Genomic DNA, 13309 nt, shown 5'->3' on the forward strand with positions numbered 1-13309 from the left:
GGCCAACCCAGACATCGGACTCATTCATCTAGGCCCTGGCCGCCGCGGCGCGCCCCCCCGGGGCCCCGCGGCGCGGCAGGGACCGCCCGGGGCCACAGGCCCCGGGGCCCGGCCTGGTGGCCACGCGGCTAGGTCTGGTGCCCACTGGCCCGTGACTTCGTGACCCGGTGGCCGGTGACCCGTGCCCTCGTGGCCAGTGCCCCGTGGCTCGTGGCCCCGTGCCCCCGTGCCCGTGGCTCTTTGGCTGGGGCCGCGGGGGTCCAGGGGCGGAGCCCCTGGTTACGGGAAGGGGCGGGGAGGGGAAAGGCACCGGCGTTGTACCCACAAGGGCACAGCTGTTCGCTAAGGGCATGTCCAACGGCACGGAACTCACCGCTCCGGCAGGCACGTCCAGGTCACCGCGAGGGGCGCGCCCGCCGCTCAGAGCCCGGCTCGGGGCCCGGCTCGGGGCCTGCGCCGGGTCCCGGCGAGGGGCCTGGCCTGCCGTCGTCGCCGTCGCGGTAGGCACCTTCGCGGTGGTCACCACCGAAATGCTGCCAGTCGGCCTGCTCCCCTCGATCGGCTCCGCGCTAGCGGTCTCGGACGGCACGGCCGGGCTCGCCATGACCGTGCCCGGCCTGGTCGCCGCGCCCGCCGCCCCCCTGCTCACCGTCACCGTCGGCCGCTGCGACCGGCGGCCGGTGCTGTGCGGTCTGATGGGACTGCTGGCCGTCGCCAATCTGCTGTCCGCGCTCGCGCCCGGCTTCCCCGTCCTGCTGTTCGCCCGGGTGCTGGTCGGGGTGAGCATCGGCGGGGTGTGGTCCATCGCGGGCGGCCTCGCGGTGCGGCTGGTGCCCGAGCGATCGGCGGGCCGCGCCACCACGCTGATCTTCAGCGGTATCGCCGTGGCCTCGGTGCTCGGGGTGCCGACCGGGACGCTCATCGGCGATCTGGTCCACTGGCGGATCGCGTTCGCCGCCTTCGCCGCCCTGTCGCTGGCCGTGGCCGCCGCCATGGCCGTCACCCTGCCGCCGCTGCCCGCCACCGGCGCCATCCGGCTGCGCGAGGTGCCGGGGCTGTTCCGCAACGTCCGGCTGCGGACCGGCCTCGTCACCACCCTGCTGCTGGTCACCGGCCACTTCGGTGCGTACACCTACGTCCGCCCGGTGCTCGAGGAGGTCGCCGGGGCCGGGACTGGCCTGATCAGCGCCCTGCTGTTGGCGTACGGCGTGGCGGGCGTCGCCGGGAACTTCCTGGCAGGCACCACCACCCACGGCGATCCGCGCCGCACCCTCATGGTCATCTTCACCCTGCTGGCGGCGGCCGAGCTGCTGGTCCCGGTCGCCGGGGCCACGGCGGCGGGGGCGGCCGTACTGCTGCTGGTGTGGGGCCTGGCGTACGGCGGGGTGTCGGTGACCTGTCAGACCTGGGTGCTGCACGCGGCGCCGGACGCGCGGGAGGCGGCGTCGGCGCTGTACGTCGGCGTCTTCAACGTGGCGATATCGCTGGGAGCGCTGCTCGGCGGCCGGGCGGCGGACGGGATCGCGGTCCCCAGCGTGATGTGGTTCGGGGGCGCGCTGGTGGTCCTCGCCCTGGCGAACGTGGTGCTGTCCGGCAGACGGAGGCGATGAGGCCAGGGGAAGTACGGAGGCCACGAGAGCCACGTCAGGCCATGTGGACCCGGCGATCAGGTGAGACCCTGAAACCAGGGGACTCGTCGGCGGGAGTGGGTCCGATGGCAGTGAGCATGCACGTGGTCTGGAGCAAGTGCGAGCCGGGACGCGTCATCTACGAGACGCATTCGATCGAGACGGTCACCGACGGCTCGGGCGTCCACGCGACCGTCGACAGCCATACGTACGAGATCTCCCTCCGCAGCCGTGCCCAGGCGGAGTCCATCGCGGACGAGGAGGGCTTTGAGCTGTACCGCAAGGGCGAGGCGTGGGAGAGCCTCCCCGAGGAGGAGGGGCTGTCAGAGGAGGACGAATGAGTAAGGGGCAGCGCCCATGGACGCCGCCCCTTACCTACTGCCCCTTACGTCACTACCTGCTGCCTCTTACGTCACGCCCTCCCGGAGCCTTGCCGCTGAGCGCTGGGGCTCACTCCTCGCCGTCGCCGTGCCCCAGCAGGAAGTCCACGTCCCGCCGCTCGGTGCCCGCCGCGCCGCCGACCGTGATCTGGCGGGTCGCCGGGGCGTGGCCGCTGCCCACCACCGTGCAGTGGTCGCCGGTGAGCGCCACGAAGCCGAAGGACCCGTCCGCACCGGTGATGACCTGGCCGACCACGTCCCCGGAGGCGTCCAGCAGCTCGGCGCCCGCGCGCACCGGCTCACCGGCGGTGAGCTGGGTGGCGTACGGCCGGTGCCCGGCGGCGGCCACGGTCAGCGTGTCCCCGGGGCCAGCGCAGGCAGCGGGAAATCGCCCTTCTCGTCGGCGGCCACTGCCCCCGCGACCTCACCCTCGGGCCCGGTCGCGGTGGCGGTCGCACCGGCCAGCGGCTCCCCGCCGACGGCCCGTACGGACCCGGTCAGCCCGCCCCCGCCGCCCCCGCCTGACAGCCGGGGCGTCGGCGAACGGGGCGTCGGCGAACGGGGTGTCGCCGGGGCCGAGGACCCGGCCGTGCCCTCGGTGACCGTAGAGGCGGGAGCGGCAACGGCAGCCGGAACGCCCGCAGGACCGCCCACGGAACCGGAAGCGCGCCCTTGGTCAGGTGATGGTCGGGCTGCGGCGTTCGATGAGGACGACGTCGCGCCAGGTGCCATGGTGGCGACCAATGCGTTCGCGGGTGCCGATGACGCGGAAGCCTGCCTGCTGGTGGAGGCGGAGGCTGGCGGTGTTCTCGGGGAAGATGCCGGACTGGATGGTCCAGATCCCTGCCGCTTCGGTCGACGCGATCAGCGCCTTGAGGAGGGCGTCCCCGGCTCCTCGCCGGCGGGTTTCGGGGTGAACGTAGACGGAGTGCTCCACCACGCCCGCGTACGCGCAGCGGTCAGAGACCTCCGCGGTGGCGATCCAGCCGAGGACACGCCCGTCGGTGTCGAGCGCGACGTGCCGGTGGCGGGGCAGTTTGGCTGCGTCGAACGCCTCCCAGGTGGGTGCGGTGGTCTCGAAGGTGGCGTTGCCCTCGTCGATGCCGAGCTGGTAAATCGCCAGCACATCTTGAGCGTGCTCTGCTGTGAGCTCGGTGATCCGGAGGGCGCCGGTGGTCGTGGTCATGCGGTGGTACCTGGGGTGAGTTCGTTGATCAGGTTCTGGACGCGGGCGCGGATGTCGTCGCGGATGGGTCGCACCGCCGCTACTCCTTGTCCGGCTGGGTCGTCGAGCTTCCAGTCGAGGTAGATCTTGCCGGGGAAGACGGGACAGGCATCGCCGCAGCCCATGGTGATGACCACATCCGATGTCTGAACGGCCTCGGTGGTGAGGACCTTGGGGGTTTCGGCGGCGATGTCGATATCGGCCTCGGCCATCGCCTCGACCACGGCGGGGTTGACGGTGTCGGCGGGGGCGGATCCGGCGGAGCGGACCTCGATGTGGTCGTCGGCGAAGTGGGTGAGAAAGGCGGCGGCCATCTGCGAGCGGCCCGCGTTGTGGAGGCAGACGAACAGCACCGAGGGCTTGCGGACATCAGACACGGGCGGAACCTTCCGGAGCGGTGGCTGGCTGAACGGCGGGGGCGGGGAAGAAGCGCCGAGCGGCCAGGGCGACGTGGACCAGGCCGATCAGCACGGGGACTTCGATCAGCGGGCCGGCGACTCCGGCCAGGGCCTGTCCCGAGGAGGCGCCGAAGGTGGCGACCGCGACGGCGATGGCGAGTTCGAAGTTGTTGCCCGCCGCGGTGAAGGCGAGCGTGGCCGCCCGCGGGTAGTCCAGGCCGACCGCGCGTCCCAGCGCCATGGATCCGGCCCACATCACGGCGAAGTACACCAGCAGCGGCAGCGCGATGCGCGCCACGTCGACGGGGCGGGAGGTGATCGCGTCTCCCTGGAGGGCGAAGAGCAGGACGATGGTGAATAGCAGCCCGTACAGGGCGAACGGTCCGATGCGCGGGATGAGCGTCGTCTCGTACCAGGCCCGCCCCTTGGTCTTCTCGCCCAGGTGGCGGGTGAGGAACCCGGCCGCCAGGGGGATGCCGAGGAAGATCAGGACGCTGCGGGCGATCTCCCACACGCTGATGTCGAGTCCGGTCTGTTCCAGGCCGAGCCAGCCGGGCAGGACGCTGAGGTAGAACCAGCCGAGCGCGGAGAAGGCGATCACCTGGAAGACGCTGTTGAGGGCCACCAGGACGGCGGCGGCTTCGCGGTGGCCGCAGGCGAGGTCGTTCCAGATGATGACCATGGTGATGCAGCGGGTCAGGCCGACGATGATCAGGCCGGTGCGGTACTGCGGCAGGTCGGGCAGGAAGAGCCAGGCCAGGGCGAACATGACCGCCGGTCCGGCGATCCAGTTCACGGCCAGGGAGGGGATGAGCAGGCGGCGGTCGCGGGTGACGGTGTCCAGGCGGTCGTAGCGGACCTTGGCGAGGACCGGGTACATCATCACCAGCAGGCCGAGCGCGATCGGCAGGGAGACGCCGGTGACGGTCACCTCAGCCAGCGCATCTCCCAGGCCGGGGATGAGCCGTTCCAGGCCGAGACCGGCGGCCATCGCGATCAGAACCCACGCCGCCAGGAACCGGTCCAGGAACGACAACCGGGCTGCCACCGGCCCGGTCTGCGGTGCTTCGGCGGTCACGAGGCCGCCCCGGCGGCGGTCTTCCCGGTCCGCTCGGGGAGCGGTGTCCCTGCCGGACGGGTGAGGATCCCGGCGAGCCTGTCGGTCATCTCCGGCAGTAGCCAGTAGTACACCCACGTCCCCCGGCGCTCGCAGTCGATCAGCCCGGCCTGCCGCAGCAGCTTCAGGTGGTGGGAGATCGTCGGCTGCGACAGGTCGAAGGCGGGGGTCAGGTCACACACGCACACCTCGCCCCCGGCCCGGGAGGCGATCATCGACAGCAGCCGCAGCCGGATCGGGTCGCCCAGGGCCTTGAACACCTTCGCCAGCTCCACCGCTTGGTCCTCGTCCAGCGGGGCGGTCAGCAGGGCTCGCCACGTTCGAGGAGAACGACACCTCGTGCTGCTACGCGCTCCAGGACAAGGTCTGGGTCCACGGCCCCGGCGGGGAGCCCTGGGAGGTCTACACCGTCAAGGCCGACACCGAGCAGATGGGCCAGAGCCCTGCCCTCGAGAACGGCCCTGGCGGCTGTTGTGGCGGGCAGGACGACGGCGGCAAGCCTGACGCGGTCGGTGCGGGCTGTGGGTGTGGGGCCTGAGGAGTGGACCTCGGCCGATCCTCAAGACCGTCCTCCAGCGTCCGGACCGCATCGCCCTCCGCATCGCCCTCCGGAGCGACCCCGCGGTCCGCGACATCCACACCCCGGTAGCCGAGAAGGAGCTCCAGCAGCAGCATCGCCGCCTCCACCGAGGCGTCCGACGCTGGTGTCAGACGGAAGGCGACCAGCGAATGCGTGTGCTTGACCAGCAGCGGAGTCATATCCAGGACCACGACCTGACCAGGGCGCGAGATCACCACCTTCGGCCTGCCAGTCTCCACCGCCGCGGCCGACCGCACATAGCGCCGCCGGACCCCTTGCGGCCCGAACCACTCCTTCCAGACCTTCGACAACGTCGTGTGGCGCGGCACCCGCACGTCCCCAGATCGGTCGCGAGGCGACGATGCCACGGCAAATGGACGAGATGAGCCCGAGCAGCCGCCGCAAGCGTGGTGGTCTCCACCCATTCCTCCAGGCGGCGGGGTCGGGTCACGTACGCCCTCCAGGAGCTCGGCCCGCAGACCCAGCCGGTCAGTCAGCGCTCGTCGGCGAGCGGACAACGCATCTGGGCCCGTCAACACCCGACGACGCCAGCCGGTGACCACGGTGTACCTCCACCCCACAGCCGCTGCTGCCCGCTCGGCCGCAGCAAACCGAAGCACCATCCCGTTCCTTGATCAGATGAGCGGGCCGGACATCCAGCAGCCAGCCCGACTCTCCCGCGACGACCAGGAAATCGTTTAGCCCACAGATGTGCGACCACACCGGCCCAAGCTTGTCCCCACAGGTGCTGGCTGACGGTCCCATGGCCCCAGCACAGCGCTCACGAACCACGAGGCTGTCGACTTCGCCCGTATGGGGGCCGGACCCGCCACGCCGACGCTACCCCGCCCGCCAACTACAACGCTCAGTCACGCAAACTACGGCGCTCAGTCACGCGAATCGCCCCCCGGAGCCGACGTGGCGTCGGGCCCCGAGCCCGCCGTCCACCCCGCACCCCGCTCAGCACCCCGCCGCCCGGGCAAGCAGAGGGCGATCAGCAGACCGCCGACCGAGGCGGCGCACGCCACCAGGAACGAGACCTTGAACCCGTCCTTGCCCGGCAGCGTCACCCCACCGAAGTCGATGGTCTGGTGCGCCAGGATCACGCCCACCACCGCGCTGGAGGTGGACATGCCGATGGACCGCATGAGGGTGTTGAGCCCGTTCGCCGCACCCGTCTCGGAGGCGGGGACGGCGCTGACGATCAGGGTGGGCATCGCCGAGTACGAGATGCCGATGCCGACGCCGAGCGCGGTGGACAGCACCACGATCTGCCAGATGTGGTCGATCATGACGAGCCCCGCCCCGTACGTCGCGCCGATCACGAGGATCCCGAGGACCAGCGAGACCTTCGGCCCGCGCGCGGCGTTGATCCGCGCGGACAGCGGGGAGACCAGCATCATCGAGACACCCATGGGGGCGAAGTAGAGCCCGGCCATGACCATCGACTGGCCCAGGCCGTATCCGGTGGCCTTCGGCAGCTGCAGCAGCTGCGGCAGGATCAGCGACATCGCGTAGAACGAGAAGCCGACCATGATCGAGGTGAGGTTGGTCAGCAGCACCTGGCGCCGGGCCGTGGTCCGCAGATCGACCAGCGGCTTGGCGGTACGCAGCTCGAAGACGCCCCAGAGCAGCAGGATCACGATGGACGCGCCGAACAGCCCGAGCGTGGTGCCGCTCGTCCACCCCCAGTCGCCGCCCTTGGTGATGGGCAGCAGCAGACAGACGAGACCGGCGGTCAGCCCGAGCGCGCCGATGGCGTCGAAGCGGCTGGGGGTGCGGACGGAGGACTCAGGGACGACGGCGAGCACGAGGGCGATGGAGATCGCGCCGAGCCCCGCGGCCCCGTAGAAGAGCACATGCCAGTTGGTGTGCTGCGCCACGAACGCGGCGGCGGGCAGCCCCAGCGCGCCGCCGATGCCGAGCGACGAGCTCATCAGGGCCATCGCCGAGCCGAGCTTGTGCGGCGGAAGCTCGTCCCGCATGACGCTGATGCCGAGCGGGATGGCCCCCATGGCCCCGCCCTGGATGGCCCGGCCGATCACCATCACCACAAGGTCGGAGGTGACGGCGCAGGTCAGCGAGCCGATGACCATCAGTGCCAGTGCGACCATCAGCATCCGGCGCTTGCCGAACATGTCTCCGAGCCGCCCCATGACGGGGGTGGAGACGGCACCGGCGAGGAGGGTGGCGGTGACCACCCAGGATGCGTTGGAGCTGGTGGTGTGCAGCAGCTGGGGCAACTCGGCGACCAGCGGAACGACCAGCGTCTGCATCACGGACACGGCGATGCCGCAGAACGCGAGCACCGCCACGAGGCCGCCGCCGACCTCCCGCGGGAGCGGCGTGCCGGAGGGCGTGGCGCTCAGAGGTTCCGCGACGCGAGGTGGGGCTGACCGGGGCATGCGAATGCCGCCTCCAAAGAAGGTTCAGGAAATTGATGGACGCATGAGAGATGTGCATCCTACACAGGGTGTGTATCGTGCACACTTCCATTGAGGGGTACGGGGGAGGCGAGGAGGAATCGTGCTGGATCGTCGGCTGGAGCGACTGGAACGCGAGCTGATGCTGGTGGCCAGGTGCTCAGTCCTGACCCCCCGCGAACGCAGGGGCCAGACGACGGCCCACCAGAACCCCCCGGCGGAGAACCCTCCGGCGAAGCCGGACACCACCCCGGCCGCTCGCGGGGCGGCCCACAAGGAACCCCACCCGGACCGCCGCACCGATGAGGCCTGCACCGCCCCCACCCGCCTGGACCGCTCCGGCTATCTCCTCCTCTCCCGTCTGGACGCCGAGGGCGCGATGACCATCGGCCAGCTGGCCGACGCGTTCCAGCTGGACGTATCGACGGTCAACCGCCAGACCGGCGCCCTGCTCCGGTCCGGCCTCGTGGAACGCATCCCGGACCCGGAGGGCGGACTGGCCCGCAAGCTCCGCGTCACCCCGCGGGGCGCGGACCGCCTGGCGGCGGAACGGACCCGCAGGCAGACCGACCTGTCCCGGCTCCTGGAGTCGTGGCCCCCGGAGGACGTGGCCCGCTTCGAGGACGTCCTGACCCGCTTCAACCGCGAGGTGGAACGCCAGGAGGGCCGGGCCTGGCCACGGGAAAAGGACGGGGCGGCCCGCACCGCGGAATGAGGACGCCGAGAAGAGCGTTGCGACAGACAAAGGCATGACCTCTGTCACACCCACCAAGGAGGCCAGGAAGAAATGCCCACCCCCGCTTCCCACCCCCAGACCACCGGCACGAGCGGCGGACACCGCGTGGACGTGGAGCGCGGCACGCAGCACGTCACGGTCACGATCGACGGCCGCGTCGTAGCGGAGTCGACCCGCCCCCTGCTGGTCCACGAGACCGGGCTCCCGGTCCGCTACTACCTCCCCGCGGAGGACGTGGACCTGACCCTCTTCGAGCCCACCGACACCCACACCACCTGCCCCTTCAAGGGCGAGGCCGCCTACTGGACCTACCGCGGCCCGGCGGGCGCGGGCACGGAGCCGCGACCGGACGTGGTGTGGGCGTACCCGCAGCCGATCGAGAAGGTGTCGGAGATCAAGGACCACCTGTCGTTCTACGACGAGGTAGCGAAGGTCGACGTAGCGCAGTAAATCGACGTAGCACGGTAAAAGGTAGACGTAAGAGAACACCAATGGGCCTGACAGGACGCCCAGCAGGCCATCACCCGGTCAGGGGCCTTCCGAAAACCCCCCGGGGGGAACCCCTGACGCGTGCACATCCACGCGTACTCGTGGCTGGGCGAGAAGGAGCTGTTCGACCGGGAGGCCCTTCGCCGCCCACCTGACCGCCCCCACCCGCCGGTCACGGCGGAGGACGAGGAGCGCTACCGCACGCTCCTGGAAACGTTCCGCCGCTCGGAGCTCCCGCCACTGGAAACGTCCCTCTGGCTCCTGAAGTCCCCCACCCTGATCCGCGCCACCTTCGAAGAACCGAAGGACGCCGCCGCCTGGCTGGGCCGTGAACTGACCGCACACGCCCCCGGCTTCCTCTCCCACCAGGAAGCCGACACCGCCCGCCTGTCCCGCCTGGTCACCACAGCCACCGCCCGCCTGACCCACGGCACGGACGTCTCCTTCGGCTTCTACCTGGGCCGCACGTCCTTCCTCTCCCTCGCCCTGGTGACCTGCACCCCCAACCCCTGGACCCCGGCCCTGCCGTGCCCCCTCACCTGACCGGCAACTAGGCAACGTCGATCCTTCTCCCCGGCGCGGTCACCCATCCGCCGAGCGGCACGCAGCCCGATGCGCGCCATGGCGAACCACATCGGCCAGTGATCGCCCATGCGCCATGGGCGATCACTGGCCGGAATTGCCCCCTTTCGCTGCCGGGCGACCCTCTTCACGCTTCAACCAGGAGCGATTCAGCGGGGCCAAGGGGGGATCCGCCATGGTCGAGCCGTTCTATGTACCCGTACTGCCGACGCGCCGGAGCGCATGGGACGCCTACGCGAGCCTGGAGGCGGACGTACGGCGACGCGTCGCACCGCTGTGGACGGTCGTCCCCCGCGTCGGGCCGGAGCGCACCAGAGGGGCGCCCCCCGAGACGGACCCGGACACCAACTCGCCGGACCTGGGCCGTTGGTTCACCACACGCATGGACAACCTCATCCGGGCGATGGACGGCCTCCCCGGCTGGGTGGACCCCGTCCATGTCGAACGGCACGTCGAGGCGTCGGCCATCGGGCTGTGGCACGTGGCGACCAGAAGCGAGCTACGCCTGGTCACCGGCCCGGAACGAGCCCCGACCCTCCAGCGCTACGCCGCCGATCTCGCGTTCCTCAGCGGACGAGGGATCGGCATACGCGTCTTGTTGGACACCGTGCGGGACGAACCGAGCCCCGCGGACCTGCTGAACCTGATCGCCCGCCTCTGCCTCCCCCCGGCCCAGCTCGACCTCATCCTGGACGTCGGCATGGTCACGGATGCCATCGAAGCCACCAAACTCGCCCTCGTCGGTGTCGACGTCCTCGGCGCCCTGGTTCCCTGGCGCACGGTCGTCCTCACCGCGGGAGCCTTCCCCCGCGACCGGGAGCACTTAGAGGTGCGACCGACGCGCATCGCAGAACGCCACGACTGGCAGATCCACCAAACGGTCCGCGCCGCCCGCCCGGAGCTCCCGGGCCCGCTGCTCTACGGCGACTACTCCGTGGAACACGCACACAGCGCGAACATCTCCGCCCGCCCCTACGGCCCCCCTTACGGTCTGCTCCGCTACACCGCACCGCACGACTTCCTCATCGCCCGAGCGCCCCTCAGAGGCCCCGACCGGGCCGACCGCGTTCGTGCCATGGCCCGGCGCATAGTGACGTACGAGGCCTTCCGCGGCATCGAAGACACCACCTCCAGCGACGCCGAACGCTGGCTGCACACCTGCGCCTACGGCGACGGCTCGGCCGGATCGGGCAACGCCGAGAAGTGGATCCAGGTCGGCCATCTCCAGCACATGAACTACGTCGCACGGCAGTTGCCCCACACGAGGTGACCCCGCCGGAGGGGCAACGTCCGGCGGGGTCGTGGTGTGAGTGCCTGGCTTGTGGGGCGCTCAGCCGAAGTTCACGTCACTGCACAGGAAGTACGTCTGGTCCATGTGCGACGCCTGCCAGATCGTGTAGACGACGTGGCGGCCGGTGTAGCCGGAGGTGCTGACGTCGATCGAGTAGTCGTTGCTGGGGCCGTACTTGCCAGTGGTGGCGACCAGTTGCAGGTCACTCCACTTCAGCGGCTGGGTGGTGGGGTCGTACCCCTGCCGGGTCACATACACCTTGAAGTAGTCCGCACCGTGGCTGGCCTGGTCGTACAGCTTGACGGTGAAGTTGCCGCCGATCGTCGTCGTCTGCCAGGCGCCCGGCGTGTCCAGCGAGTTGTATCGGCCACCCTCGGTGTGGCCACCGCTGCACAGCTGTCCGTCCGGAACCACCGCCGGAAAGTCGCCCGCGGAGCCGTTGCGGTACAGCCCGTTCCAGTTCCACATGGCGTTCGGGTCGTCCTGCCACGCCTGCCAGCACATGGGGTCCAACTGTGCCATCTCGGGGTTCTGGAAGTCGTCTCCCCAGCGCAGCCAGCAGCCGTAGTTGCGGGACGCGGGGTCGACGACAGATCCATGGGCGCTCGCGGTGCTGGACCACGGGATCAGACAGAGCAGCGCAACGGCCAGCAGGCCGAGGGTGCGAGATGCCCAACATAAGGAATTGCCGCGTACATGACAAATCATTGCGTGATCTTCCTCCATCGTCCTAGAGGGGGAGAGAGTGATGGGAGCGCTCCCATAGGTGGGAGCTTCCCCGAGAAGAACCCCACGAAACGCAGAGCTCGAAATGAAGGCGCAGGCAAGCCGCGCCAAGCACCGGCCCCACCCGCCAGAGACGCCAGCCCTCCCCAGCTTCAGCAGCGGTTGACGGGTCATCGCGTCATCCATCACCAGACAGCCCTGTCCGCCGGGACCGCGTGACGCTGAGGGGAAACTGTGGCACTACGCCGCCCAGTTCCCGGTGGTGGAGGTCGACGCCACGTACGACTCCCTGCCCAGCACCCGCAACAGCCCCCTGTGAACCGAGTGTCCCCGACCGCACTGCCCACCGACCTGCCCGACGCACTGACCGGACGAAGGGGCGAACCCCCAAGGCCCGCAGACATCGCCCCGGGGCTGCCCGACGAGGTATGGCAGCGCTTCAGCGCAGCTCTGAAACCCCTGAAGTCCTGGCGACGCACACTCAAAGGCGCCCCTCGCCCAATGCGCCCGGCGCACGGCGGGCCGGCCCGTCGCCGCAAAATTCCGGCACCCCACCTGGCGGCAAGAGGACGAGCGAGCCAAGGCCGAGGCGGCGGCGCTGAAGGACTGGGACATGTCCGTCGTGGCCGTAGACATGACCCAGAACCTGCCCACCTCGCTACCTCCGGCCACCCTAGTCACCTCACCCCGCCTGGCGGTGGCCCGCTTCCAAGGCCGCAACGACGCTTGGCGCACGGGCGCCAAGGAGGAGCGCTTCCGCTACACCTACGCCACGGAGGAGCTGACGGTGTGGATCCCCCGTCTCCACGCAACGGCCGAACAGGCCGACGAGGTTAACGCCCTGTTCAGCACATGCTGTGAGTCGTGCTCGAACGGGGCGGCCGCGCCAGATTCCCCCTGGCCCTCCAGACCCACGGACCTCTTCCGACCCTTACAACGTGATCACTGCCATGGGGCCGCGTTCGGCGGTGTTCGGCCGCACATATGCGAAGACCCCGCACTCAGCGACTGGGCTGATGGCGGGGTCTGCTGGCACCTTCCTCAAGGTGCCCCCGGCGGGGGACTCGGTAAATGGGGACATACCGATCCGTTGGTGAGCGGTGAGCTAGTCATCCAGACCAGTTTCCTGGTGCCGGTGACTCGAGCCCGCACGTAACCGACCGGCGCTTCGGCCGCTGCGCACGGGGCCGCCTTTCGAGGCTCCCTGCCGCGCCTCGGAGGAGCCGCCGAGCGGTAAAAGAACCAGGGAACTCTGCCACTTACGTGGTTCGGTGGGACCTCCTAACGGCCAGGTGTGGCACCAGGACCGGCGATCTGCCATCGACAGGGCCGCCGCTACCGGTAGCGACCATCCGCGTGGCAGCCGTGGGGCGACTCTCCGAAGTGCGAAGTCCGAGACGGCCAGGACACCGAGACCGAACGAGAGCCCGACCCAGCGGTCACTCTCGTCGCGGACAAGGCGGGCTCCAGTCCGCCGAACAGGCCCCCGGCGGAACAGATCATGTGGGCCCACCTCCAACGAGAGCAGGCCTCCGGTCGCATCCCGAACGCTGCTGAGCTTGACCGCGTCGCAGGCACCAACAACTACGGCTGTTCACTGCTGACCCGGTGGCGGCGCATCGGACGTATTTCCCCGATCTGACTTGTTCCTTCAGCTGGGGCGGGATGTGAACTCACGACTCTTCGTCTCGAACGAGGTTCGGGCGGGATCGACACCGGATGGTTTGCTGCTTT

Annotated in this window: 13 protein-coding genes and 2 pseudogenes; 8 read left to right on the plus strand and 7 right to left on the minus strand. The window is 70.1% G+C overall.

Annotation, left to right across the window (positions count from 1 at the left end; translation table 11 throughout):
• Window positions 1-350 precede the first annotated feature (350 nt).
• Window positions 351-1610, plus strand: coding sequence for an MFS transporter (locus VT50_RS12470; RefSeq protein ID WP_075200339.1), 1260 nt, complete (start codon window positions 351-353; stop codon window positions 1608-1610).
• 104 nt (window positions 1611-1714) lie between these two features.
• Entirely contained in the window at window positions 1715-1969 is a 255-nt protein-coding gene (locus tag VT50_RS12475; RefSeq protein ID WP_046086152.1) for a hypothetical protein, read from the plus strand.
• Between the two features lie 109 nt (window positions 1970-2078).
• Here the strand turns inward: VT50_RS12475 and VT50_RS39955 are convergent, their stop codons facing one another.
• The 5 genes from VT50_RS39955 to VT50_RS12500 all read right to left on the minus strand — a co-directional run bounded on the left by VT50_RS39955 (window position 2079) and on the right by VT50_RS12500 (window position 5056).
• On the minus strand, window positions 2079-2357 hold the full coding sequence (locus VT50_RS39955; RefSeq protein WP_046086153.1) for a hypothetical protein: 279 nt from the start codon (window positions 2355-2357) through the stop codon (window positions 2079-2081).
• A gap of 327 nt (window positions 2358-2684) precedes the next feature.
• The gene (locus VT50_RS12485; protein ID WP_046086154.1) at window positions 2685-3194 is read right to left on the minus strand and encodes a GNAT family N-acetyltransferase; all 510 of its coding nucleotides are present in this window, start codon (window positions 3192-3194) and stop codon (window positions 2685-2687) included.
• Window positions 3191-3610 carry an arsenate reductase ArsC gene (locus tag VT50_RS12490; RefSeq protein ID WP_046086155.1) on the minus strand — a complete coding sequence of 140 codons (420 nt, stop codon included), beginning with the start codon at window positions 3608-3610 and terminating at the stop codon, window positions 3191-3193. The genes VT50_RS12485 and VT50_RS12490 overlap by 4 nt, the downstream gene beginning before the upstream one ends.
• Entirely contained in the window at window positions 3603-4709 is a 1107-nt protein-coding gene (arsB, locus tag VT50_RS12495; protein ID WP_046086156.1) for an ACR3 family arsenite efflux transporter, read from the minus strand. The genes VT50_RS12490 and arsB overlap by 8 nt, the downstream gene beginning before the upstream one ends.
• A complete protein-coding gene (locus VT50_RS12500) occupies window positions 4706-5056 on the minus strand; it encodes an ArsR/SmtB family transcription factor (protein WP_046086157.1) in 351 nt (116 codons plus the stop codon). The genes arsB and VT50_RS12500 overlap by 4 nt, the downstream gene beginning before the upstream one ends.
• Here VT50_RS12500 and VT50_RS40385 point away from each other — a divergent pair.
• A pseudogene (locus tag VT50_RS40385) lies at window positions 5047-5286 on the plus strand (glyoxalase/bleomycin resistance/dioxygenase family protein); the annotation flags it as partial. The gene VT50_RS12500 and the pseudogene VT50_RS40385 sit on opposite strands and share 10 nt — an antisense overlap.
• A 929-nt stretch (window positions 5287-6215) precedes the next feature.
• On the opposite strand, the gene VT50_RS12515 reads toward VT50_RS40385, so the two are convergent.
• On the minus strand, window positions 6216-7733 hold the full coding sequence (locus tag VT50_RS12515) for an MFS transporter (protein ID WP_046086159.1): 1518 nt from the start codon (window positions 7731-7733) through the stop codon (window positions 6216-6218).
• 121 nt (window positions 7734-7854) lie between these two features.
• Here VT50_RS12515 and VT50_RS12520 point away from each other — a divergent pair, with 121 nt between their 5' ends.
• From VT50_RS12520 to VT50_RS12535, 4 genes are all read left to right on the plus strand, one after another.
• Entirely contained in the window at window positions 7855-8466 is a 612-nt protein-coding gene (locus VT50_RS12520) for a MarR family winged helix-turn-helix transcriptional regulator (RefSeq protein WP_046086160.1), read from the plus strand.
• Window positions 8467-8538: 72 nt separating this feature from the next.
• The gene (locus VT50_RS12525) at window positions 8539-8937 is read left to right on the plus strand and encodes a DUF427 domain-containing protein (RefSeq protein WP_046086161.1); all 399 of its coding nucleotides are present in this window, start codon (window positions 8539-8541) and stop codon (window positions 8935-8937) included.
• Window positions 8938-9057: 120 nt separating this feature from the next.
• On the plus strand, window positions 9058-9519 hold the full coding sequence (locus VT50_RS12530) for a hypothetical protein (RefSeq protein ID WP_046086162.1): 462 nt from the start codon (window positions 9058-9060) through the stop codon (window positions 9517-9519).
• Between the two features lie 214 nt (window positions 9520-9733).
• Window positions 9734-10828 (plus strand): beta family protein, encoded by a 1095-nt coding sequence (locus tag VT50_RS12535; protein WP_046086163.1) that lies wholly within the window; start codon window positions 9734-9736, stop codon window positions 10826-10828.
• 60 nt (window positions 10829-10888) lie between these two features.
• Here the strand turns inward: VT50_RS12535 and VT50_RS12540 are convergent, their stop codons facing one another.
• The gene (locus tag VT50_RS12540) at window positions 10889-11557 is read right to left on the minus strand and encodes a lytic polysaccharide monooxygenase auxiliary activity family 9 protein (RefSeq protein ID WP_075200340.1); all 669 of its coding nucleotides are present in this window, start codon (window positions 11555-11557) and stop codon (window positions 10889-10891) included.
• A 523-nt stretch (window positions 11558-12080) separates the two neighbouring features.
• Between VT50_RS12540 and VT50_RS41335 the strand changes: the two are divergent.
• Window positions 12081-12731: pseudogene (locus VT50_RS41335) on the plus strand (DUF72 domain-containing protein); the annotation flags it as partial.
• Window positions 12732-13309: the final 578 nt, after the last annotated feature.

The organism is Streptomyces antioxidans, from assembly GCF_000968685.2.
GTDB lineage: Bacteria > Actinomycetota > Actinomycetes > Streptomycetales > Streptomycetaceae > Streptomyces > Streptomyces antioxidans.